Origin of the sequence: Burkholderia sp. 9777_1386, from assembly GCF_015712265.1 — a bacterium.
Taxonomy (GTDB): domain Bacteria; phylum Pseudomonadota; class Gammaproteobacteria; order Burkholderiales; family Burkholderiaceae; genus Burkholderia; species Burkholderia cenocepacia.
In genome coordinates this window covers 142,991-164,619 of the sequence record NZ_JACCQB010000001.1, presented here as the reverse complement: position 1 = coordinate 164,619, position 21,629 = coordinate 142,991, and the positions used below count along the sequence as shown (strand labels likewise).

Below are 21,629 nucleotides of genomic sequence, written 5' to 3'. Positions count from 1 at the left end.
CCGGATCGGGAACCCGCGCAGTGTATCGCCTTTCGATGCAGGTGCGACATCGCGCCATCACGACCCATACGGGTACATCGCCAGCGCCGGCCGCAGCGGCAAATGTGCGTCCCGCCCAGGGCCGCCGCACGTCCCTACATCTTGCCCGCCAGATGAAACCGCGACGCCGGATGCCACAGCCTGACCGACGTGGCGACATGCTCGCCGACCCACGTGCGGCGTCGTAGCAGCAAACACGGTTCACCGATTTCCATCACGAGATGCCGACGCACCTGCGCGTTGGGCTTCTCCGCGTAGATCCGGAACTCCGCCCGCTGGATCGGCGCGAGTCGCACCATGTAATGATTCGGCGTCTCGAGCGTGAAGTCCTGCTCCAGATACGCGGGAAACAAGGCCGGATTGACGTAGCGATCCTCGAACTGGATCGGCTCGTCTTCCTCGTAATGCACGATACGCGAATGAAACACGGGCCCGGCGCGCAGTCCGAGCGCATCGATCGCGTCCGGCTCGACGCTGCGCTCGATCAGCAGCACGCGCGCGCTGTGCCGATGGCCGCGCTCGGCGATCTCGTCCGCGATGTTGCGGATCTCCAGCACCGTCGACTCGTAATGCCGACGCTCGACGAACGTGCCGGCCCCCTGGATGCGGGTCAGCACGCGCTCGGCCGTCAGTTCACGCAGCGCGCGCGACACCGTCATCCGGGCCACGCCGAATTCCTTGACCAGTTCGGCCTCGGTCGGGATCGCGGCGCCGGGCTTCCAGTCGCCCTTCGCGATTCGCTCGACGACGTAGCGCTTGATCTGCTGATAGGCCGGCAGTGCCCGCGCCGGCACGGTGTCGGCCGACGCCTGCGCCGGCCGTGCGAAAAGCTTGCGTTCCGTTTCGCTCATGCGCCCTCGACCGAATGAATGTTGGGTAATCGGCCCGTCCTCGCCTGTCGTCACTGCAACGAAGGCGGCACGCCTGCGACGATGCCGGCCGCGATCGCGATATCGTCCGCGAGCGGCCGGTCGTCGCGATAGACCGGCACGCGCGTGCGCACATGCCGCCACAGCGCGTCCGTCGATGCGGCCCGCGCGGTGTCGCCCGGCTGCAGGTCGTACGCCTGCGCGGCGGCCAATAGCTCGATCGCGAGCACGCGCGTCGTATTCTCGATGATGTCGAGCGCCTTCAGCGCGGCCGGCGTCGCATGACACAGGTGATCTTCCTGCAGCCCTGACGTGATGCCGCCGTCGAGACTCGCCGGCGCGGCAAGCCGCTGATTCTGCGCGACCAGCGCGACCGCCGTGTACTGCGCGATCATGAAACCCGAACAGCTGCCGCCCGGCGCGGCAAGAAACGCCGGCAGCCCGCTGACGAGCGGATTCACGAGCCGGTCGAGACGCCGCTCGGCGATCGCGGCGACTTGCGCCATCGCCGCCGCGAGGCTGTCCATCGCGAGCGCGATGCCGGCGCCGACCGCGTGCGCCTGCGAATGCACGGCCGGCGCGTCTCGCGTGCCGGCCACGACCGGATTGTCGGTCACGGATGCGAGTTCGCGATCGACGACCTCCGCCGTGACGTCGAACACGTCGCGCGCCGCGCCATGCACGTGCGGAATCGTGCGCAGGCTGAGCGGATCCTGCGTATGCCGGCCGCTCGCCGCGGCAAGCATGCCGCTGTCCGCCAGCAGCGCACGCACACGGGCGCCGACCTGCCCGATACCGGGGGAAATCCGCAGCGCGAGCGAAGCCGGATCGAATGCGGCGAGTTGCCCGCCCAGGTTCTCGAAGCTCATCGCCGCGATCCAGTCGGCCCAGTCGAGCAACCGTTCGGCGCGGGCGAGCGCGAGCGCAGCCAGCCCCGTGACGCACGGCGTTCCGTTGACCAGGCTCAACCCCTCCTTCGCGCCGAGCACCAGCGGTTCGCGGCCGATACGCCGCAGCGCCTCGTCGCCGCGCATGCGTTCGCCGCGATGGCGCGCATGGCCGTGCCCGACGCACACGAGCGCGACATGCGCCATGTGGGTCAAGTACCCGACCGAGCCGTGCGCCGGCACTTCCGGCAGGCAATCGTGCTCGAGCAGCGCGACGAGCTGTTCGACGACATCGGGACGGACGCCCGAATGCCCGTGCGCATAGTTGTTGATCGCGGCCGCGATGATCGCGCGGGTTTCGGCTGCGCCGAGCGGCATGCCGACGCCCACCGCGTGACTCATCAGGATGTTGTGCGACAGCGTGCTCTGCTGCGCCGGCGACACGATCACGTCGCACAGCGCACCGACGCCGGTATTGACGCCGTAGGCGCGAATGCCGCGCGCGACGATCTCGTCGACGAGTTCGCGAGCGGCCACGACGCGCGCGCGCGTATCGTCGGCCAACGCCAGCGGCGCGCCGGCCGCCACCGCCGCAACCTGCCGCCAGTCAAGCGGCCGAGCCGCACGGAATACGGTCATGGCAGCCTCAGTTCGCGGTGCGGTCGTGGTGGCTCGACACGAATTGCCGGAAGCGCTCGGACGTCTGGCCGCCGAAGACTTCGTCGGGTGTGCCGTCCGTATCGACCTCGCCCTGATGCAGGAACATCACGCGATTCGACACGTGGCGCGCGAATCCCATTTCATGCGTGACGACCAGCATCGTGCGCCCCTCCTCCGCGAGCGAGCGCATCACGCGCAGCACCTCGCCCACCAGTTCCGGGTCCAGCGCCGACGTCGGTTCGTCGAACAGCATCACTTTCGGATGCATCGCGAGCGCGCGTGCAATCGCGACCCGCTGCTGCTGGCCGCCCGACAGGTGCGCGGGATAGTAGCCACGCTTGTCCGCGAGGCCCACGCGCGCCAGCAGCGCCTCGGCCTCCTCCACCGCTTCCGCGCGACTGCGCTTCTGCACGCGCAGCGGCCCCTCGACGAGGTTGTCGAGCACCGTCATGTGGGACCACAGATTGAAGTTCTGAAACACCATCCCGAGCTGCGAGCGGATCCGGTCGACCTGGCGCCGGTCGCGCGGATGCAGCTTGCCGTCGCGCGCGCGCTTCATCGCCAGTTCCTCCCCGGCCAGGGCGACGGAACCGTCATCGGGAGTCTCGAGCAGGTTCAGGCAACGCAGGAACGTACTCTTGCCCGATCCGCTCGCGCCGAGGATCGAGATGACGTCGCCCTCGTGCGCGTCGAGCGAAATGCCCTTCAGCACATGATGATCGCCGAACGACTTGTGGATGTTTCTGACCGACAGCGCAACGGGAGCAGCGGTGTTCATCGGATTCTCCTGGAAGGAATGGCGCGCTCAGGACGCGACGCGCCGGGCATTGCGGGTCGCGGCGGCTGGCGCACCGGACGGCTTCGGCGCACGCAGGTGCCCCGAGAGCCGCCATTCGAGCGCGCCGAGCAGGCGCACGACGATGAAGTTCAGGCCCAGATAGATGACGGCCGCGCAGACGAACACTTCGGTCGTCCGGTAGGTTTGCTGGATGATCTGCTGCGCGACGCCCGTCACTTCCCATACGGTGACGAGGCTCGCCAGCGCGGTCGACTTGACCAGCAGCACGGCTTCGGTCGAATACGCGGGCAGACACTGGCGCAGCGCGATCGGGCCGATCACGCGCCGCAGCAGCGCGAAGCCCGACAGGCCGATCGAATAACCGGCCTCGATCTGCCCGATCGGCACGGCCATCAGCCCGCCGCGCAGGATTTCGGCCGTGTAGCCGGCCGTGCACAGCGCGAGCGACAATACCGCGCAAACGTACGGCTCGCGCAGCAGCGGCCACATGAAGCTCTCGCGGATCACGCCGAACTGGCCGAGCCCGTAATACACGAGGAACATCTGGATCAGCAGCGGCGAGCCGCGAAACACGAGGATGTAGGCACGCGCGAAACGGTTCGGCAACCAGCGCGGCGATACGCGCATCGTGACGATCACGAGCGACAGCAGGCCGCCGAGCACGAGCGACGCGAAGAACAGGCCGAGCGTGGTCGGCACGGCCGCGAGCAACTGGCGCAGCGTATCGACGAGAAAAGCGAAATCGATGGACATGCCCGTTCTCCGTCAGTTGCGCGCGAAATTGCGGCGGAACGACCGGCCGACGATCGCTTCCGCCCGGTTGAACACGCGGTTCGACAAGCCCGTCATCAGCAGATACAACGCACCGCCCGCGACGAAGAACACGAAGTACTGGTGCGTCGAATTGGCCGCGATCTGGCTCGTGCGGAGCAACTCGGCAAGACCGGTGACCGAGATCAGTGCGGAATCCTTCAGGCTCAGTTGCCACACGTTGCCGATCCCGGGCAACGCGAAGCGCAGCACCTGGGGAACCAGGATGCGCCGCAGCACCATGCTGCGCGGCATGCCGATCGAGCGCGCCGCCTCGAGCTCGCCTTTCGACACGGCGAGCACCGCCGCGCGATAGACCTCTGCCTGATAGGCGCCCGAGATCATCCCGACCGCGAGCGCACCGATCACGAACGGCGGCACGCCGATGAAGCCTTCCGCGCCGAACCACTGGCCGACGGCCGTCACGAGCGTCGAGCCGCCGAAGTAGAACAGATAGATGACGAGCAGTTCGGGCACGCCGCGAAATACCGTCGTATACAGATCGCCGAGCAGGCGGAGGGTGCGGTAGCGCGACAGCTTCGCGGCCGCGATCGCCGCGCCGATCACCGCCCCGACCGCGAGCGCGGCAAGCGTCAGCGCGACCGTCATCAGTGCGGCGAGCAGCAGCACACCGCCCCAGCCTTCGGTACCGAAACCGAGCATTTCAAGAATCGCCATGCGTGCCTCCCGGCATGCGTTGGGTGAAGCCACTGGATGCGTGCCGCCGTGCGCCGTTCGACCGGCTCACGCGGCGGCAGCCGAACACGCGCTTACGGCGTGACGTCGGTCTTGAACCACTTGTCGGCGAGCTTCTTCACGGTGCCGTCCGCGAGCGCCGCGGCGATCGCCGTATCGAACTTCGTCTTCAGGTCGGCATCCTGCTTGCGGAACGCGAGCCCCTCGCCCGGCCCCCAGATCGGGCCGCCGAGCTTCGGCCCCGCGAGCACGATCGACGCGTTGTCCTTCTTCGCGTTGTTCGCCGCGTAGTACGTGACGTCGTCGAACGATGCGTCGATGCGCCCGGCGACCAGATCGAGATCGCGTTCGGGCGACGTCTTGTATACGCGAATCGACGCGATGTCCTTGAAGCTGTCGTTGATGAATTTCGTGTAGACGGTGCCCGACTGGATGCCGATCGTCTTGCCCTTCAGCTGCTTGCGCAGCGTGTCGACGGTCGGCTTGTCCGCGTTGGCGTCACCCGTCAGCTTGACGATCGGCGCGCCGGGCGCGGCCTTCGGCAGGATCTTCGTATCGGTGACGGCGAACGTCGCCGGCGTCGCCGCATACGGGCGCGAGAACAGCAGGATCTTTTCGCGCTCCGGCGTGATGGAAATCGCATCCATCAGGACATCGAACTTGCCGGCTTGCAGGCCGGGGATCATCCCGTCCCAGTCCTGCGCGACCATGTTGCACTGCACCTTGATGCGCTCGCACACGTTGGCGAGCAGCTCCGGTTCGAAACCGCCCAGCTTGCCGCCCGGCAGCGTGAGGTTCCACGGCGCGTAGCCGCCTTCGAGCGCGACCGTCACCGTCTTCCATTCCTTTGCCTGCACCGGCGCCGCGAGCGTGGCCGCCGCAGCCGCGATGATGCCGATCGTCCTGATTGCCCACTTGATGCGCTTGCCGTTCACGAGATTTCTCCTTGCGTTGAAGTTCGCCATCCCTTCGGTGCAGCAAGCCGCCTCAGGAATTTGTCTATACAAGCATGCAAGAAGAAAAACAGCGCGACAAGCAGCGATCAATAAAAACGAAGCAAACGCGGGAAATCCCCTAATTACAGGCATCCGGCGTGCGCCGTCGCGGGGAATTCCGGCACATGTTTGGTGCAGTTCGGGTGGCCGAATCGCAAGGATGACTAGACAAATTCCGAATTCGATCGTCAGGCCATGCCCCTGCGGCCGCTTTTCGACCCGACGACAAATGCGCGCTTGCCGGGAGCATCGCAAGCGCTGCATTGCAGCATGTCGACACGGGCCGGCGCCGACCCGCCCGGCTCAGCGTTCGAGCAGGCGCCCGAGCCGCATCATCGTGACGTTCACGCCGAGATGGCGCATCGACGGCTGCACGATCACGCAGTCGTCGTACGGCGTGACGATCACGTCGTCGCCGTCGCGGGCGATCTCGGTGCCCGCCTTCGCGATCACTTCGAGCCCGGTGAACGGCTGCGAGAACCGGAAATCCATCGAGCGCGCGACGACCGGCTGCGTGATCTCGATGAACTTCTGCCGCACCGGCGCGGCCTGCGTCAGGAACGCCGCGACGTCGTCGCGTGCGACGACGCCCGCGTGCAGCAGGAAGCGCGCGGCGCTGTCGAGCGCGACCGCGCGCGCGCTCGCCGCGAAGTGCTGGCCCGTCTCGATCAGCAGCGCGTTCTTCGCGCTCGCCGGATCGCCGAAGCCGCCGTAGTCGCGCAGCCGCGTGCCGTTCGCATGGCCGCGATCGACGATCACGTGCTCCGGTGTGCCGAGCGCGGCGGCCAGCGCGATCGCCTTGTCGAGCGGCCCCGTCATCATCAGCGGCGCGGATGCTTCGTGCATCGAATGAATGTCGAGCAGCAGGTCGACCGTATCCAGCAGCGGCCGCATCGCCCGCGCCCGCGCGAGCTCGCGGCTGTCGCGCGTGCCGTCGAGCGCGGCCGGCGTCCATACGCGGTTCATGTCTTCGTCGAGGTAGCGCGTCGCGTCGGCATTCTCCGCGCTGAAATGCTCGTACGCGCCGACGTTGCCGAAGCCGAGCGACAGCCGGCCCGCGACCGGCCGCAGGCCGGCCGTCAGCAGCGCGTCCACCGCGATCGCGCCGCTGACTTCGTTGCCGTGCGTCAGCGCGAGGATCATCACGTGCTTGCCGGGCTTGCCGCTGTCGAACGTGTGCAGATAGTCGATGCCCGTGTTGCCCGCGCGCCAGCGCGAGATGTCCGGGAACGTCACTTCGATCGGATAGGCCGGCAGCGCGGCGCGGATGGCTTCAAGCGTGGTCATGTCGGAAGTGTCGGAAGGATTCGTCAGGGTTCGGGAAAGGCGCGACCGGCGTCGGCCGGCTGCGCCGGAATCGGGTTCGGGCGTGACGGATCACGCCTCGGTCGCGCGCGTCGCCGCCGCGGAACCGGCCGCCGCGCCGCGCATCCGGCGGCCGAGCGAGATCACCGACGTGATGCCGAGCACGGCCGTCGCCATCACGTAGAAACTCGGCGCCAGCTTGTCGTGCGTCGCGTCGATCAGCCAGGTCACGATCAGCGGCGCGAAGCCGCCGAACAGCGTCACCGAGAAGTTGTACGACAGCGCGAGGCCCGTGCCGCGCGTACTGGTCGGGAAGATGTCCGCGAGCAGCGCCGGCAGCGGCGCCAGGCTCACCGCGATCAGCAGCCCGACCAGCGCCTGCACCGCGAGCAGCGTTTCGACCGTCGGATAGCGGTTCAGCAGGACGAACAGCGGCCACGTCGTCACGCCCACGAGAATCAGCGCGATCAGCATCACGCGAATACGGCCGAACCGATCCGACAGGTGCCCGACGACCGGCGCCGCGATCATCAGCATCGCGCCCGTGACGACCGCGCCGAGATACGACGACGTAGCCGGGATATGCAGCTGCTTCACCGCGTACGTCGGCATGTAGAGCTTGTGCACGTAGTTGAACGCCGTGGCCGTCGCGACCACGCCCGCGCCGAGCAGCATGTTCGCGCGGTCGCGCACGAACACGTCGCGCAGCGGCGACTTCGCGCGCCCCGCCTCGCCGAGCCGGCGGAAATCGGCCGGTTCGTCGATGTTGCGGCGGATATACAGCCCGACCGGGCCGATCAGCAGTCCGACCGCGAACGCGACGCGCCAGCCCCACGCATGCAGCTGGTCGGCAGTCAGCAGCAGGCTCAGCAGCGCGGACACGCCGGCCGCGAGCACCGTCGCGAGCCCCTGCGTCGACATCTGCCAGCTCGCGAAGAAGCCGCGCCGCTTCGCGTCGGCCTGCTCGACCATGAACGCGGTCGCCGCGCCGAATTCGCCGCCCGTCGAGAAGCCTTGCAGCATCCGCGCGACGATGATCAGCAGCGGCGACGCGATGCCGATCTGCGCATACGTCGGCGCGAACGCGATCATCGCGGTGCCGAGCATCATCAGCCCGATCGAAATCGTCAGCGATGCCTTGCGGCCCGCGCGATCCGCATAGCTGCCGAGCACGATCGAGCCGAGCGGCCGCGTGACGAACGAGATGCCGAACGTGCCGACCGACAGCAGCAGCGAGGTGGCCGCGTCGTGCGTCGGGAAAAACAGTTGACCGATGACGATCGCGAAATAGCCGTAGATCAGCAGATCGTAGAATTCCAGCGCGTTGCCGATGCTCGCGGCGCAGATCTCGCGCCACGGATTGTGCGGGGCCGGCTGCGCGGCGTGCGGGTTGCGGGTCATGCCTGTGCTCCTCCGTTGATGCTGGCCGTCAGGATTGTGAAAGACGGCGCGCGGCGGTTGCCGGCGTGCGTCCGGGCCAGTCAAGCGCGGAGTGTAGGCACCGCGGCGCGTGCGTTCGTGCCGTTTCGGCACGCGATCGTGCTGATCGGTGCATCGCGCGCCGGGGCGACCCGGGCCGCGGGTTCAGCCGGCCGGCGCTCCGCCGTCGTCGCGGGACGGCGCGGTGCGCCAGATCGCGTCGAGGACCGGATGCGATTCGTTCCGGCGGCGATACAGCGCGACGTCGAAACCGATCTGCCAGTCCGCGCCGCCGACGATCGCGAGTTCGCCGCGCCGCACGTCGTCCGCGACGAGCCGCTGCGGCAGCCACGCGAGGCCGAGCCCGCGCCGCGCCATCGCGAGGATCGCTTCGTAGGAGTCGGCCTGGTACACCGGGCGCAACGTCGGCCGGTTCGGCATTTCGGCGAGATGGCGCGCGAGCACCGCGCGCAGCGTCAGCGTACGGGCGAACGCGAGCCACGGCACCGGCGCCTGCCCGGCCGGCAGCCGGTAGCGCGCGCTGCCGCGCGCATCGAGCGCGCTGACGGGCACCAGCACCTCGCGCGCGACCGACAGCCAGTCGAAGCGGTCGCGGTCGATCAGCAGCCGCGTGTGCGGGCTCGAATAGACGATCAGCATGTCGGCCTCGCCGGCCGTCAGCTGCAGGATCGCCTCCTCCGCGCTGCCGGTCGACACGGTCGCCGTGAAAAAGCCTGCGCGCGCAACCGTCTCGTCGTACCAGTCGGGGAAGAAGGTGGCCGACAGCGTGCGGCCGGTCGCGATCCGGAGGGTGTTTTCCGGCACCGGCGACGCTTCCTGCAGTTGCGTGCGCGCACCGTGCAGGATGTCGAGCGCGTTCGATGCGGCATCGAGGAACACGGTGCCGGCCGCCGTCAGTTCGAGCGGCTTCGTGCGCGCGATCAGGCGCGTGCCGACCCATTCCTCGAGCGAACGGATGCGGCGGCCGAACGCCGGGTGCGTGACGAAGCGGTTTTCCGCTGCACGCGTGAAGCTGCGCGTGCGCGCGAGTTCGACGAAGTCTTCGAGCCATTTCAGTTGCATGGCAGGGCTCCTGCAGTCAACGGCACGGGGCGACGCTGAATCATCGGCATGCGCGTCGCATCAGCCGGCCGTCACGACCCGCACGCGCGGCGAATCGAGCCGCACGCTCAGCCAGCGCTCGATTCGCTGCCGGTCGGTGCGCGGCAGCGGCTTCGCGGTCGACACCACGAAGGTCACGAGCGGCTCGGCGTCCGGCGCGCTTGCGCCGCTGTCCCACGCATCGGTCGCGCCATACAGGATCTCGCGGATCTGCGGATACTGCGTGCGCAGTTCGCGCGCGACGCGCGCCAGTTCGGCCTGCTGCGCCGCCCGGCCGTCGATTTCGTGCTGCAGGCGCGCGATGGTCTGGTCCTTCACGTCCATCTCGGTGCGCGTGGCATGGTTCGCGGCGATCAGGTCCTGCGCGATGCTCGCCTTCAGCGACGACGCGAGCGCCCCGGTGTCGATGCGTTCGTCGCCGGCCTGCCGCACGACGAGCCGGCTGTTCGGCAAACCGTAGGCCGGCAGTTTGTCCGCCAGCCGGTCGAGCATTGCCTGGTCGACACGCCGGCCGACCAGCATCGCCTCGATCACACGGCCGCGCGGATCGATATGCCGGCTCGCGACCACCGACAACGGCAGCGACAGCTCGGCCTTGATGAACTGGTCGGCGCGCGCGTTGAACACTTCCTGCGTGACGAGCCGGTACGCGAGGATCACGCTCGGCACGGCGGTCAGGACGACCGCCGCGAGCACGAAGCGCCGCACGCGCCGCTGCATCGCCTCGTCCACGCGCGCGGCCGGCTTCGCGCGAATCACCCACGTGACCACCACGGTCGCGAACGCGATGAACACGCAGTTGATCGAGAACAGGTAGAACGCGCCCGCGAAATACGCGAGGCTGCCATGCGCGAGCCCGTAGCCGGCCGTGCACAACGGCGGCATCAGCGCGGTCGCGATCGCGACGCCGGGGATCACGTTGGTCTTTTCGCTGCGCGTCGCGCCGACCATCCCGACGAGCCCGCCGAACAGCGCGATCAACACGTCCCAGATGCTCGGCGACGTGCGCGCGAGAAGTTCGGAGTGTTCGCCCGTCAGCGGACTCAGCGAGAAATACAGCGCCGAAGTCGCAAGGCTGATCAGCGTGGCGACGGCCAGCGTCTTCAGCGAGCGCCGGATCAACGCGAAGTCGTAGATGCCGATCCCGTAGCCCAGGCCCATGATCGGCCCCATGAGCGGAGAGATCAGCATCGCGCCGATGATGACGGCCGTCGAGTTCACGTCGAGGCCGATCGACGCGATGAAAATCGCGGACATCAGGATCCACAGGTTGGTCCCGCGCAATCCGACGCCGCCGCGGATGTCCTGATCGATCGTTTCCCGGTCGGCCTGGCCTTCGCGCAGGCTGAAGTACTGGCGAAACGTGGTACGCACACGCGCCAGCGTGCGCGTCGTCGGACGGGGGGATACGGTGGTCATGGTTGTTGTTCGTTGAGCCGTGGGAACGGCGCGGGTATCGCGTCATCCTGCGTCGCGCGACCCGCGGGAACCCGCGCGCGCAGCGCGACAAGCATCGCATAGGGGCGGCGTTCGCACAATCGGCCGCCCGCGTGCGGCTTTACGGTATCGGGCGGCCGTCGTGCAGGATCGCGTGCAGCGCCGTATCGAACGGCGTCGCGTAATCGATCCCGAGCGCGCGCACGCGTGTCGCGTCGAGATGGCAGTCGTACGGACGCGGCGTCGCGTCGGTCGGCTGGGTGATCGGCGTGAGCGACGCCTCGATGCCGAGCGCGGCCGCGATTCGCTGCGCGATGGCGTACTTCGTCATCGGCTCCTCGCTCGACCAATGGCGAATGCCCGTGACCGTGTCACCCGCGAGATGGCGCAGCGTCAGATCGCGGATGACCTGCGCGACGTCGGGCGTGTAGGTCGGGTAACGGATCGCCCATGCGTCCATGCCGACCGCGTCGGCGCCCGGGCGCGCCGACGCGACGACGGCCGGAACGAGGCTCGTGACGGCCGATTCGCTCCAGTCGGCGATCGGGCCGAACAGCAACGGCAGGCGCAGCACGCACGACAGCGGCGAGGCGGCGAGCAGCGCGGCCTCGCCTTCCAGCTTGGTGCGACCGTAGATGTTCAGCGGGTTCGGGGTGGCGTCCTCGCTGTAGGGGGCGGCCTTGCCGTCGAAGACGTAGTCGGTCGAAATGCCGAGCGTCCATGCGCCGTATCGCGCGGCGAGTGCGCCGATGCGAGCCGGCGCCGTGACGTTGATGGCGCGGGCGGCGGCCGGGTCGCGTTCGCAGACGTCGGGGCGACGTTCGGCGGCGCAGAGAATCACCGCTGCCGGCTTGTGGATTTCAAAAAGGCGTTCGAGGGACGGCTGGTCGAGGACGTCGAGTTCGGCGATGTTGTCCGGCGGCAATGCGAGCCGTTTCGCACCGGCGCCTTGCGGGTTCCGGATGGTCGCGAGCAGCGTCAGCGACGGTTCGCGGGACAAGGACGCGGCGACCGCGCGGCCGAGCAGGCCGGAGGCGCCGACGAGGAGGATGGTGGGGAGAGAAGTCGACGAATCGATTGCTGTCATTGAGTGCATTCGTGTAAAAGCCACGCGGATCAACGCACCTTCGTGGTCGGTACATTGTCCGTGCGCCGGTTCGGCAGGATACGGAACGAGGTGTCCAGCGGCGTCGCGACCGCCAACGTCAACGCTCGATCCGGAATGGTTTCGTCTTCGCCTGAGGCGTATCCACTGTAACAGCCCCGGCCTGCCCCTTCGGTAGGGCCAACTGGCACTTTTCCCCTATTGGTCCGGATATGTGACCGCCTGAAATGCTTCATGTGCGTCCTTGGCGATGAATCCCGGTGCACGCCCAAAAACAACGCTAATCCCACCCACTAATACCGCTCCGATGCTCACCGCTTCGTTGACCTTGCGTTGGAGAGCCACCACCGTTTCACCCGCGGTTTTGGTCGGACCGCCACTCAACACCTCGTATCGCATTCTTTACGCTCCTTGTCCTAAGGGTCACACTCGGTCACTCGATGCCAGCGAAGAAAAAGTACCCCAGTGGGTCGAACCACGATGAAATATTTTTGATAAAAAATCCATATGATTCAAAGACGACGGATACCTCGAATCCGAGAGCGTATCGGATACTCGCAAGAAATGACTCCCCTTCAGCACACCGCCCATCCGCGTGCTGTTTAGCAAAATCGACGAAAAACATGTCATCGAACATTCATGTTTCCGGCAGGTTTTAAAATCCGGCGAAATTCCTTGATAAATACAAACATAATCATGCACGTGGACTGAAACGCCGCTCGTTTTCACCGAACCTGCACCAACCCTTTCCCCAGCCACACTTTTCGCAAGAATCATTACAAAAAATTACCAACCAATACCGATTTAAGAATACGATAGCGCACCGATTCATTCTTACGTTTTCCCGACACCCCAGCCATCCGCGGCGTGCGAGAAGCGGCATGCACGCGGATCGCCACGCGCCCGCCCGGATCACCGCCGGCCGGCTGGACCGCCGTTCGCGACTGGATCGCCTTTCAACCGGAGCCCCCCATGCCAACGAACACGCCCGTCAACAGCAGCGCGAACGCGAACAGCCTGATGCAACAGGCGGCGCAATCGATCATCAACGGCTCGACCGGCAATCCGGCGATGGACGTCGGCGCGCTCGTCAAGACGCTGGTGAACGCGAAAACAGCTGGCCGGGTCGCGACGCTGGCCGCTTCGCAAGCGAGCGGCAACACGCGGATTTCCGCGTTCGGCGCGTTGTCGTCGGCGCTCGGCGCGCTCGAGGCGGGCCTGACGTCGCTGAAGAACGGCGCACTGCAGTCGACGTTCAATGCCGTCGCGAGCGGCAAGGGGTTGACCGCGACGGCGGGCGCGGGCGCGGTGGCCGGCACCTACACGGTCGGCGTCACGCAGATCGCGACCGCGCAGGCGCTGTCGTCCGCGGGCTTCAACGGCAGCAAGGCGCTCGGCACCGGCACGCTGACGCTGTCGCTCGGCAGCCAGTCGTTCAAGGTCGAGGTCGGCAGCACCAACAACACGCTGGCGGGCATCGCGGCGGCGATCAACGGCGCGTCGGGCAACCCGGGAATCAGCGCGACGGTCATCAACGGCACGGACGGCGCGCACCTCGTGCTCGCGTCGTCGAAGACGGGCTCGGCGAACGCGATCAGCGTCGCCGTGGCCAACGTTGCCAACGACAGCGGCCTGTCGAACCTCGGCGTCACGTCGACGGCCGATCCGTCGGGTGGCGCGTCGAAGATCGATTCGGCAAACGGCGCGGCCGCCTGGCGGCAGAGCGCGGTCGCGCAGGATGCGAAATTCACGCTCAACGGGATCGCATCGACCAGCGCGAGCAACACGGTGTCGGGCGTGCTGACCGGCATCACGCTGAACCTGTCGGCGGCCGCGGTCAGCGCGACCGATACGCAGACGCTGACGGTCAGCACCGACACGAAATCGCAGGCCGCCACGATCACGAATTTCGTGAGCCTGTACAACACGGTCGTCAAGACGATGGGCGCACTGTCGAGCTACACGGCCGGCGCCAGCTCGCAAGGCGCGCTGATCGGCGATTCGACGCTGAACACGATCCGCAACGCGCTGGCGTCGATCGTCGCGCGCGGCGTCGACGGCGGCGGCGCCACCGAAAAGGGCAACGGACACGTGAACCTGTTGTCGATCGGCATCAAGCTCGAGCGGGACGGCACGCTGAACGTCGACAGCGCAAAGCTCGATAGCGCGCTATCCGCCAATCCGTCGGGCGTCGCGCGCCTGTTCAATCCGGAGAACGGGATCGGCACGCGCCTGGCCGACCAGATCACGCAGTTCACGAAGAAGAACGGAATGATCGACGTGCGCACGACCGCGCTGAACGCCGATCTGAAACGTGTCGCACAGCAGCAGTCGGATCTGTCCGACTATGCAGCGCAATTGACCAAGCAGTATCAGGCCCAGTTCACCGCGCTCAATACGCTGATGACCCGGATGAATACCAACTCGCAATACCTGACGCGATTGTTTGGTGGTGCGAACAGTAACGGTACGCTGTCCAAGAGGTGAACGGCCGGGTCGCGGTACGCGCGGCCCCGCAGACGTCGCCCATGCCCGGCAGCGCGCCAGCGCCCGCCGGATCGACGTCACCGCGGCCGGCAGCCGGCCCGCAATTGTCCTCGACGCAGGCGCGCGTCAGCCGAGACCTTCGACGCGATCGGCGAACCAATCGATTGCACGTGATATCTGACGCCCGAAATAGCCGGGACGTTCGTGCTCGTACGCGCGCAGCAGCGACGTGCATTCGCGCTCGGCCCAGCGCCACACCGGCCCCTGCTTCGCGAATACGGGATGGTCGCGCAACTCGGCAGGCACCGCGTGCTCGTCCTCCCAGCCCCAGAAATAGGCCTGGTAGGCACGGGCGAACGGCATGCCCAGCTGTTGCGCGACGGTCTCGTCATGGCGCAGCGTGAAGTCGACGATCTCCTTGCGCGTGCGGCCGCTCACGCCGTCGTGGCGCGCCTCGATCCAGCAGTGATACCGCGCGAGTTGCGACAGATGCCGCGCGGTGCGGCGCCGCTCGCGCGTCGTGCACAGCGCGTACAGGTTGCCGCCGCCGAAATCCATCACTTCACCGCCCGCGAACGGCCGATAAGACTGGCCGGTCAACAGCGTCAGCACCCGCGCGCCGACGATCGCATAGTCGGCGCAGCGCATGTAGCCGCTACGCGTCGTCGCTTCCGACACGCTCCGGTGGACGACTTCATCGATCACGGCGTGCAGCATGGGATCAACCGGCGCCGCCAGGATCGGCGGCTGGCTTGTCGTCGTCACGTGTTGCATGGGCGAATGCGGCTTCAGCGGTTCATCGGCAAAAATCACTCCGGAGCATGGTATGACGAACCGTTACAACGCACGGCCGCGGAATTGCGCAGATTTGTGCGCTTTCGTCGCCTCGCGCAAGACATGTCGACAGTTCGTCGGACACGGCAAATGCGCGGCGTGGCGGATGGACGAGACGAACGTCGACAGCGCGCTCGCGGACCGCGGACGGTTCGAGTTCGTGATGTCGTGACTGACGGCGGGAGGGGCGCGGCGGCAGGCGTTGCCGCCATCGACGGAAGGGGATCGCAACGAGTGCGCCGCGATTGCGGCGCATCGCGCAAAGCGGCTCGTGCTTGCAGGCACCGAGCGTGCCGCCGCATGCACGGCACGCGATGCGATCACGCGCCGCGCGGCTGGCGCGGCACGCGTCCTCCGTTATGACGCGGCAATCCGCCGGCGGAAATGTTCGGTGCCGGCCACGATCTTGTCGAGCACCGCGTCGAGCGCCCAGAAGCGTTCGCGCACGTCGTAGTCGATCGCACGGCATTTGATCGACCCGAACGTACCGATCCGCTGGTGATAGAGCTTCGCGAGCGCCGGGTAGCCCAGCGCCTCCGATACCGCCGAGACGACCAGGAACGCCGACAGTTCGTCGGCCAGCGCCGGATTCGACTCGCCCCGCGTGCGCAGCCACTGGTAGAGATCGGGATGGAAGTTGGTGAACACGCCGTTGAAACCGGCCGACCCGGCCTTCATCGCGTCCCAGGCGATCGCGGCGTTCGCGTTCAGGATCTTCAGCGGCGATCCTGCGGCGAGCGCGACGCGGCGCTTCACCGTCGCGAGATCGCAACTCACGTCCTTGAGCATCACGAACCGGCCCGTGTCGATGCACGCGCGCAGTTCGTCATCCGACAGAAGCCGCCGGTACGGCGCCGGACATTCGTACAGACCGAGCGGGAGATCCGACGGTAACCGCGCAAGCAGCCGGTGCAGATGGTCGAGCAATGCGGCGCTGCCCTTGCGTTGCGGATCGAGCCGGTTGGTCACGAGCACGACGCCCTGCGCGCCCGATTCGGCCGCCGCGCACAGTTCGGCGACCTGCGCATCGAGATCGTCGCTGATGTGCCCGGACGCGACGACCGGCACACGCCCGCCCACCCGTTCGACCACGAAGCGCGCGAGTGCCGCGCGTTCGGCCAGGCTCAGGAACTGCATCTCGCTCGACTGCGCGACCGCGAACAATGCGTCGGATCCGTGCGCCAGATACCATTCGATGAGCCGCTCGAGTCCGGCGTAGTCGATCGCACCGGCGTCGTCGAACGGCGTCAGCATCACCGGCACGATCCCTTCGATGGTCACGTTCGATTGCTGCGGGTGTTGCATCTGTTTCTCCTTGCTTCAATGAATGCGGATGCAGGCGGCATGCTCAAGCCGGCAACGGCCCGGGCGCGGCGTTCGCGGCCTGTTCGGGAATCGGCTTGCGCACGAGCAGCAGGTACGCCATCGCACCGGTGAACGCGATCGCGGCCGCGGTGAGCAACGCGGGCACGAACGACCACCTCTGCGCGATGATGCCGGTCAGGATCGGTGCCAGCGCGCCGCCGATGAAGCCGCCGAAATTCTGGATCGCGCCGAGCGACGCGATGCGGCTCGGCGGCGCGGCCGCCGTCGCGAGCGCCCACGAGCACGCCGACGCCGCGTTGGCGAGAAAGATCACGACCGAAATGCATGCGAGCGCAACCGTATTGCTCTGCACGAGCGCGGCCGGAATCGTGAACGCGACCATCCCGAGCATCGCAGCCACGACCGCATTGCGCCGGCTCGCGACCGGCGACCGGCTGCGGCGCGTGACGAAATCCGACAGCCAGCCCGCGACCAGCGAACCGACGAATCCGCACAGGAACGGCACCGATGCGGCAAACCCCGTGCGAACCAGGCTCATGTGCCGCTCCATCGTCAGGTAGCCCGGCAGCCAGGTCAGGTAGACCCAGTTCAGGTACACGGAGCCGAAGAAGCCGATCAGCATGCCCCAGGTCGTGCCGTGCGAGAACAGGCTGCGCCATTCGACGAAGGTCAGTTTCGGCGCGGCGACGACGCTTTGCGCATCGGCATCGAGATAACCGCGTTCGGCGACGGACAGTTCCGCGCGCACCGGGTCGCGATACAGCGCGAACCACACGACGGCGACGACGAGACCGAGCGCCCCGGTCACGATGAACGCCCAGCGCCAGTCGAACGAGGCGACGAGAACCGAAAGCAGCAGCGGCGCAAGCGCGGTACCGAGCGGCGACGCGGCATTGAAAATGCCGGTCGGCGTGCCGCGCGCGCGCAGCGGAAACCAGTTGCTCACCACGCGCGCGGCCGACGGGAATTGCGGCGCCTCGCCGATGCCGAGCACGATGCGCGCGACGATGAACCAGCCGAAGGTGGACACGATGCCGCCCGCCGCCTGCGCGAACGACCAGACGATCAGCCCGATGCCGAGCAGCCGGCGCGGGCCGATGCGGTCGACCAGCCCGCCGACCGGAAACTGGCACAGCGCATAGCTCCACGAGAAGGCCGACAGCAGCAGCCCCATCTGCGCGAGCGACAGGCCGAGATCGCCGCGGATCGCCGAACTCGCGACGGCCAGCGTACCGCGATCGAGATAGTTGACGATCCCGCTCGCCATCAACAGCGCGAGCGCAATGCGTTGACCGCGCCGAATCCGTGGCGGCGCGTGCGGAACAGGTGGGTTGTCGTTCATGTCGATTGTCTCCATGTCACTGGTTTCGGCCGGGTTCGGCCGTTCCGTCGCATGCGGAATTCAGCTCTCCATACGGTCGACTTCGTCGCGCGTCGGAATCGACGTCTGCGCGCCGTGGCGCGTGACGCTGATCGCAGCCGCACGCTGGCCGAAGCCGATCGCGTCGTCCATCGACGCGCCGCCGGCTCGCGCGGCCGCGAACCCGCCGACGAACGTGTCGCCGGCCGCGGTCGTATCGACGGCCGCCACCGCGATCGCCGGATGGCGGCCGCTGCCTGCGCTGCCGCGCCAGCAGACGCCGCGCGCGCCGAGCGTGACGAGCACGTTGCCGACGCCCTTCGCGCACAGCGCCTCGGCGGCGCGCGCGGCCGACGCGTCGTCGCCGACCGCGATGCCGGTCAGCGACTCGGCCTCGGTTTCGTTGACGACCAGATAGTCGACCCGCGCCAGCAACGCATCGAAGAGCGGCCGTGCGGGGGCGGGATTCAGCAGCACCTGCGTGTGGTGCGCGCTTGCACAGGCAATCGCGCGCGCCACGGTGGCGACCGGCACCTCGAGCTGACACACGAGCAGCGCGGCCCCGGCGATCGCGTCGCGCGCCGCATCGATCCGGTCGGCATCGACGCATGCATTCGCGCCGGGCACGACGACGATGCTGTTCGCGCCGTCGTCGTCGACCGTGATCGTCGCGACCCCGGTCGCCGTGCCGCCGATCCGGTGCAGGTGCGTCACGTCGATGCGCTCTGCCGCCAGCGCGCCGTGCAGGCGCGCACCGAACGCGTCGTCGCCGACGCACCCGATCATCGTGACCGATGCACCGAGGCGCGCGGCCGCGACCGCCTGGTTCGCGCCCTTGCCGCCGTGGACGGTCTCGAACGTCGTGCCGAGCAGCGTTTCGCCCGGCACCGGCAGGCGCGGCGCGCGCGTGACGAGGTCGATGTTGACGCTGCCGACGACGGCGATACGCGGTGACGTGGTGTCGCTCATGTTCGAATGTAATCGCTTACATTTAAAGCCGACAAAATGGCCGGACAGGCCATCGCCTCTGAAAATTCCGCGATGCGGGTGAAATCCATGTCTGACATAATATGGAGCAGCAACAAGATAGCGCTTACATTCTCACAGGATCGAATGGAGATGCAAGCGGGACCACCATGAATCGAGGGTAAACAATGACGCGACTGGCAACGCACCGCGCCGGCAGGCCCATGCCGCCGGGAGACCGCCGATGAGCTCGCCCCCGTCCCGCGGTGGCGCGTCGCGGGCACGCCGCGGCAGCGGCCGCTCGGTACTCGGCGACGTCGCGAAACTGGCCGGCGTGTCGACCGCGACCGTCTCGCGCGTGTACAACGATCCCGGCAAGGTTTCGGCCGACGTGCAGCAGCGTGTGCGCGACGCGGCGCTCGCGCTGAACTGGATCCCGAATGCGGCCGGCCGCGCGCTGGCGTCCACGCGCACCCACATCACCGGCGCGATCATCCCGACGCTGGACGACCAGGTGTTCGCATCGCAGGTCGCCGGCATGCAGACGGTCATGGCCGAGCACGGCATCACGCTGTTCCTCGGTTGCTCGAACTACGACCCCGCGCAGGCGCTCTCGCAGGTGCGCGCGATGCTGTCGCGCGGCGTGGAGGCCGTGTCGCTGGTCGGCGAAGCGTATCCGCCGGAACTGTTCGAACTCCTGGCGATGCATCGCGTACCGTACGTCGTCACGTATGCGTATCGCGACGACAGCCCGCACTGCTGCATCGGCTTCGACAACCGCGCGGCATTCGCGCAGCTCACCGCCCATCTGCTCGACCTCGGCCACCGCGATTTCGCGATCATCATGCAGCCGTCGACGGACAACGACCGCGTCCAGGCTCGCCTGCGCGGCATTCACGACACGCTTGCCGCGCATGGGCTCGCGGTGCGCCCCGTGCATCAGCACGAAGGCGCGGCCACGATCGCGTTCGGGCGGGCGAGCCTGCGCGCGATCGTCGGCAGCGACGCGGCGACGCGGCCGACCGCGGTGATCTGCGGCAACGACGCGCTCGCGCTCGGCGCGTTGCTCGAAGCACAGGCGCTCGGCATCGACGTGCCCGCGCAGTTGTCGATCACCGGATTCGACGACATCGCGCTCGCGCGCGAGATCCAGCCGCCGCTGACGACGATGTGGGTCGACACCGACGCGATCGGGCGCCAGGCCGCGCATGCGTTGCTCGATGCGCTCGAGAACGGCGCTACGGGGCCTGGCCACGCGGTCCAGCCCGAGTTGCGCATCCGGGCATCCGCGGCGGCGCCGGCGCAGACCCGCACGCGTGCGGCACGCAAGAAATAGCGAAGCAGCGCGTGCTTACTGCATCACGTCGATCGGCAGTGTCTTGTCGAGACGGTCGTGCCACGCGTTGATCGTCTTCGGCACCGTTTTCTTCCACGCCGGCACGTTCGAGTAATAACGCATCCGGACGTTGTTCTTCGCATCGAACACCAGCAGCCCGATCCACAGATCGGTGCCGCGGCGCATCACGATCGCCGCGTTCGTCGTCGCGATGCCGCGCACCCAGTACGACGTCACCTGTGCGTTGAGGCCGTCGAGATCCTTTTCGTCCGCGCTGAGATTGACCACGTCGACGAGCGTCTGATAGTCGGCGCCGAGCAGCTTGTGCGCGGTCGCGTTCTGCTGTGCGTCGGCGACGACCTTGAGGCTCAGCAGGTCGGCCGGCGGCTTTGACTGCGACTGCGCGGCGGTCACGTAGTCGCCTGCGTACATGACGCCCATGCCTGCGCCGCAATCGATATCGGCACCCTGCTGCGTGACGCGGATGCGTCCGCCCTTCCGGTCGAAATCGAGCCGGCACTTGTCCCGGCGATAGGTGCCGCTGTCGCCGTGCAGCACGATGTCGCCGTCGAGCCCGCCATCGTGCGCGCCGTTGTTGGCGCTCAACGCGAAATGCAGGCGCGGCGCCGTGCCGGTGAACGTCAGCACACCGCCGAACGATGGGTTGTCGCTGTCGAGATACCACGTCTGCTGCCAGCGATCGGCCGCGAGCGGCGTGCCGTTCAGGCTCGCAAGCCGTTCGCGATAACGGTCGCGCAGGCACGGCGCATCACCGCCGCACTGGTCGCGCTGCTTGAGCCACGTCAATTGCGCCTGCTTCAGCGCGGCCGTATCGCCGCCCTGCGCGAGCGCCCGCTTCCACGCCGTCGACAGCTCGCCGTCGAGCTTCGACAGCGCGGGGTTCGCGCAGATCGTCTTCTCGGTGGGCGACGCGGCCTTCGCGCAGTCGAAGCCGGCCGCATGCGCGGCGACCGGCAGCAGCATCAGCAGCGCGGCCGCCGCGACGGATGGCCAGTGCGGACGCTGCGTTTCACATGCGGGAATCGCGACTTGCCCGCGCACATTCGATCGGTTGTGGATGGTCATCGGCTTGATCGTCGCTGGGTCGCGCGCCCGTAGAAGCTACCGGTGCGCGACATTCGAGGTAAAAACACCCGGCCCGGCATGCAGCGCATGC

The 21,629-nt window shown here is 67.5% G+C and carries 20 protein-coding genes; 3 read left to right on the top strand and 17 right to left on the bottom strand.

Translation table 11 applies throughout. The features are described 5' to 3' along the window. Positions 1-134: 134 nt before the first annotated feature. The 12 genes from hutC to H0X91_RS00615 form a co-directional block, all read right to left on the bottom strand. The gene (gene hutC, locus H0X91_RS00670; RefSeq protein ID WP_006497918.1) at positions 135-890 is read right to left on the bottom strand and encodes a histidine utilization repressor; all 756 of its coding nucleotides are present in this window, start codon (positions 888-890) and stop codon (positions 135-137) included. Between the two features lie 50 nt (positions 891-940). Next, complete coding sequence (locus tag H0X91_RS00665; RefSeq protein WP_006484825.1) at positions 941-2,434, bottom strand: HAL/PAL/TAL family ammonia-lyase; 1,494 nt, start codon at positions 2,432-2,434, stop codon at positions 941-943. 7 nt (positions 2,435-2,441) lie between these two features. Next, on the bottom strand, positions 2,442-3,233 hold the full coding sequence (locus tag H0X91_RS00660; RefSeq protein WP_006484818.1) for an ABC transporter ATP-binding protein: 792 nt from the start codon (positions 3,231-3,233) through the stop codon (positions 2,442-2,444). Between the two features lie 27 nt (positions 3,234-3,260). Then, a complete protein-coding gene (locus H0X91_RS00655; RefSeq protein ID WP_006484844.1) occupies positions 3,261-4,007 on the bottom strand; it encodes an ABC transporter permease in 747 nt (248 codons plus the stop codon). A gap of 12 nt (positions 4,008-4,019) precedes the next feature. Continuing rightward, complete coding sequence (locus H0X91_RS00650) at positions 4,020-4,742, bottom strand: ABC transporter permease (protein WP_006481063.1); 723 nt, start codon at positions 4,740-4,742, stop codon at positions 4,020-4,022. Positions 4,743-4,834: 92 nt separating this feature from the next. Continuing rightward, positions 4,835-5,695, bottom strand: coding sequence for a transporter substrate-binding domain-containing protein (locus tag H0X91_RS00645; protein ID WP_034203907.1), 861 nt, complete (start codon positions 5,693-5,695; stop codon positions 4,835-4,837). Positions 5,696-6,058: 363 nt separating this feature from the next. After that, a complete protein-coding gene (locus H0X91_RS00640; protein WP_006484839.1) occupies positions 6,059-7,042 on the bottom strand; it encodes a succinylglutamate desuccinylase/aspartoacylase domain-containing protein in 984 nt (327 codons plus the stop codon). Positions 7,043-7,132: 90 nt separating this feature from the next. After that, the gene (locus H0X91_RS00635) at positions 7,133-8,461 is read right to left on the bottom strand and encodes an MFS transporter (RefSeq protein ID WP_006497916.1); all 1,329 of its coding nucleotides are present in this window, start codon (positions 8,459-8,461) and stop codon (positions 7,133-7,135) included. Between the two features lie 183 nt (positions 8,462-8,644). Further along, the gene (locus H0X91_RS00630) at positions 8,645-9,562 is read right to left on the bottom strand and encodes a LysR family transcriptional regulator (RefSeq protein WP_006497915.1); all 918 of its coding nucleotides are present in this window, start codon (positions 9,560-9,562) and stop codon (positions 8,645-8,647) included. Between the two features lie 60 nt (positions 9,563-9,622). Further along, the gene (locus tag H0X91_RS00625) at positions 9,623-11,020 is read right to left on the bottom strand and encodes a DUF389 domain-containing protein (RefSeq protein ID WP_006485862.1); all 1,398 of its coding nucleotides are present in this window, start codon (positions 11,018-11,020) and stop codon (positions 9,623-9,625) included. 139 nt (positions 11,021-11,159) lie between these two features. After that, a complete protein-coding gene (locus H0X91_RS00620) occupies positions 11,160-12,125 on the bottom strand; it encodes a dTDP-4-dehydrorhamnose reductase family protein (protein WP_062911529.1) in 966 nt (321 codons plus the stop codon). A 216-nt stretch (positions 12,126-12,341) separates the two neighbouring features. Beyond that, on the bottom strand, positions 12,342-12,542 hold the full coding sequence (locus H0X91_RS00615; protein WP_077020527.1) for a hypothetical protein: 201 nt from the start codon (positions 12,540-12,542) through the stop codon (positions 12,342-12,344). A 573-nt stretch (positions 12,543-13,115) separates the two neighbouring features. On the opposite strand from H0X91_RS00615, the gene fliD reads away from it, so the two are divergent. Continuing rightward, positions 13,116-14,630, top strand: a complete 1,515-nt coding sequence (gene fliD, locus H0X91_RS00610) for a flagellar filament capping protein FliD (protein ID WP_048988512.1) — start codon at positions 13,116-13,118, stop codon at positions 14,628-14,630. A 126-nt stretch (positions 14,631-14,756) separates the two neighbouring features. On the opposite strand, the gene H0X91_RS00605 is transcribed toward fliD, so the two are convergent. After that, positions 14,757-15,404, bottom strand: coding sequence for a hypothetical protein (locus tag H0X91_RS00605; protein WP_196432705.1), 648 nt, complete (start codon positions 15,402-15,404; stop codon positions 14,757-14,759). On the opposite strand from H0X91_RS00605, the gene H0X91_RS34895 reads away from it, so the two are divergent. Then, positions 15,346-15,636 carry a hypothetical protein gene (locus H0X91_RS34895; protein WP_226245005.1) on the top strand — a complete coding sequence of 97 codons (291 nt, stop codon included), beginning with the start codon at positions 15,346-15,348 and terminating at the stop codon, positions 15,634-15,636. The two genes, H0X91_RS00605 and H0X91_RS34895, sit on opposite strands and share 59 nt — an antisense overlap. Positions 15,637-15,821: 185 nt before the next feature. Here H0X91_RS34895 and H0X91_RS00595 read toward each other — a convergent pair whose 3' ends face one another. Genes H0X91_RS00595 through rbsK form a run of 3 tightly spaced genes read right to left on the bottom strand, consistent with a single transcriptional unit; the run spans position 15,822 to position 19,119 of the window. After that, the gene (locus H0X91_RS00595) at positions 15,822-16,769 is read right to left on the bottom strand and encodes a dihydrodipicolinate synthase family protein (protein ID WP_196432704.1); all 948 of its coding nucleotides are present in this window, start codon (positions 16,767-16,769) and stop codon (positions 15,822-15,824) included. Positions 16,770-16,812: 43 nt separating this feature from the next. Continuing rightward, complete coding sequence (locus H0X91_RS00590; RefSeq protein WP_006485868.1) at positions 16,813-18,132, bottom strand: MFS transporter; 1,320 nt, start codon at positions 18,130-18,132, stop codon at positions 16,813-16,815. A gap of 60 nt (positions 18,133-18,192) precedes the next feature. Beyond that, positions 18,193-19,119, bottom strand: a complete 927-nt coding sequence (rbsK, locus tag H0X91_RS00585; protein WP_060213287.1) for a ribokinase — start codon at positions 19,117-19,119, stop codon at positions 18,193-18,195. A 241-nt stretch (positions 19,120-19,360) separates the two neighbouring features. Between rbsK and H0X91_RS00580 the strand changes: the two genes are divergently transcribed. Further along, a complete protein-coding gene (locus tag H0X91_RS00580) occupies positions 19,361-20,452 on the top strand; it encodes a LacI family DNA-binding transcriptional regulator (protein ID WP_059721470.1) in 1,092 nt (363 codons plus the stop codon). 15 nt (positions 20,453-20,467) lie between these two features. Here the strand turns inward: H0X91_RS00580 and H0X91_RS00575 are convergent, their stop codons facing one another. Then, positions 20,468-21,538, bottom strand: a complete 1,071-nt coding sequence (locus H0X91_RS00575) for a lysozyme inhibitor LprI family protein (protein WP_196432703.1) — start codon at positions 21,536-21,538, stop codon at positions 20,468-20,470. Between the last annotated feature and the right edge of the window lie 91 nt (positions 21,539-21,629).

Excerpts from the sequence above, each read along its gene's own strand:
- hutC (WP_006497918.1), bottom strand. The coding sequence starts at position 890 with ATGAGCGAAACGGAACGCAAGCTTTTCGCACGGCCGGCGCAGGCGTCG.
- H0X91_RS00665 (WP_006484825.1), bottom strand. The coding sequence starts at position 2,434 with ATGACCGTATTCCGTGCGGCTCGGCCGCTTGACTGGCGGCAGGTTGCG.
- H0X91_RS00660 (WP_006484818.1), bottom strand. The coding sequence starts at position 3,233 with ATGAACACCGCTGCTCCCGTTGCGCTGTCGGTCAGAAACATCCACAAG.
- H0X91_RS00655 (WP_006484844.1), bottom strand. The coding sequence starts at position 4,007 with ATGTCCATCGATTTCGCTTTTCTCGTCGATACGCTGCGCCAGTTGCTC.
- H0X91_RS00650 (WP_006481063.1), bottom strand. The coding sequence starts at position 4,742 with ATGGCGATTCTTGAAATGCTCGGTTTCGGTACCGAAGGCTGGGGCGGT.
- H0X91_RS00640 (WP_006484839.1), bottom strand. The coding sequence starts at position 7,042 with ATGACCACGCTTGAAGCCATCCGCGCCGCGCTGCCGGCCTATCCGATC.
- H0X91_RS00635 (WP_006497916.1), bottom strand. The coding sequence starts at position 8,461 with ATGACCCGCAACCCGCACGCCGCGCAGCCGGCCCCGCACAATCCGTGG.
- H0X91_RS00630 (WP_006497915.1), bottom strand. The coding sequence starts at position 9,562 with ATGCAACTGAAATGGCTCGAAGACTTCGTCGAACTCGCGCGCACGCGC.
- H0X91_RS00625 (WP_006485862.1), bottom strand. The coding sequence starts at position 11,020 with ATGACCACCGTATCCCCCCGTCCGACGACGCGCACGCTGGCGCGTGTG.
- H0X91_RS00620 (WP_062911529.1), bottom strand. The coding sequence starts at position 12,125 with ATGACAGCAATCGATTCGTCGACTTCTCTCCCCACCATCCTCCTCGTC.
- H0X91_RS00615 (WP_077020527.1), bottom strand. The coding sequence starts at position 12,542 with ATGCGATACGAGGTGTTGAGTGGCGGTCCGACCAAAACCGCGGGTGAA.
- fliD (WP_048988512.1), top strand. The coding sequence starts at position 13,116 with ATGCCAACGAACACGCCCGTCAACAGCAGCGCGAACGCGAACAGCCTG.
- H0X91_RS34895 (WP_226245005.1), top strand. The coding sequence starts at position 15,346 with ATGGGATCAACCGGCGCCGCCAGGATCGGCGGCTGGCTTGTCGTCGTC.
- H0X91_RS00605 (WP_196432705.1), bottom strand. The coding sequence starts at position 15,404 with ATGCAACACGTGACGACGACAAGCCAGCCGCCGATCCTGGCGGCGCCG.
- H0X91_RS00595 (WP_196432704.1), bottom strand. The coding sequence starts at position 16,769 with ATGCAACACCCGCAGCAATCGAACGTGACCATCGAAGGGATCGTGCCG.
- H0X91_RS00590 (WP_006485868.1), bottom strand. The coding sequence starts at position 18,132 with ATGAACGACAACCCACCTGTTCCGCACGCGCCGCCACGGATTCGGCGC.
- rbsK (WP_060213287.1), bottom strand. The coding sequence starts at position 19,119 with ATGAGCGACACCACGTCACCGCGTATCGCCGTCGTCGGCAGCGTCAAC.
- H0X91_RS00580 (WP_059721470.1), top strand. The coding sequence starts at position 19,361 with ATGAGCTCGCCCCCGTCCCGCGGTGGCGCGTCGCGGGCACGCCGCGGC.
- H0X91_RS00575 (WP_196432703.1), bottom strand. The coding sequence starts at position 21,538 with ATGACCATCCACAACCGATCGAATGTGCGCGGGCAAGTCGCGATTCCC.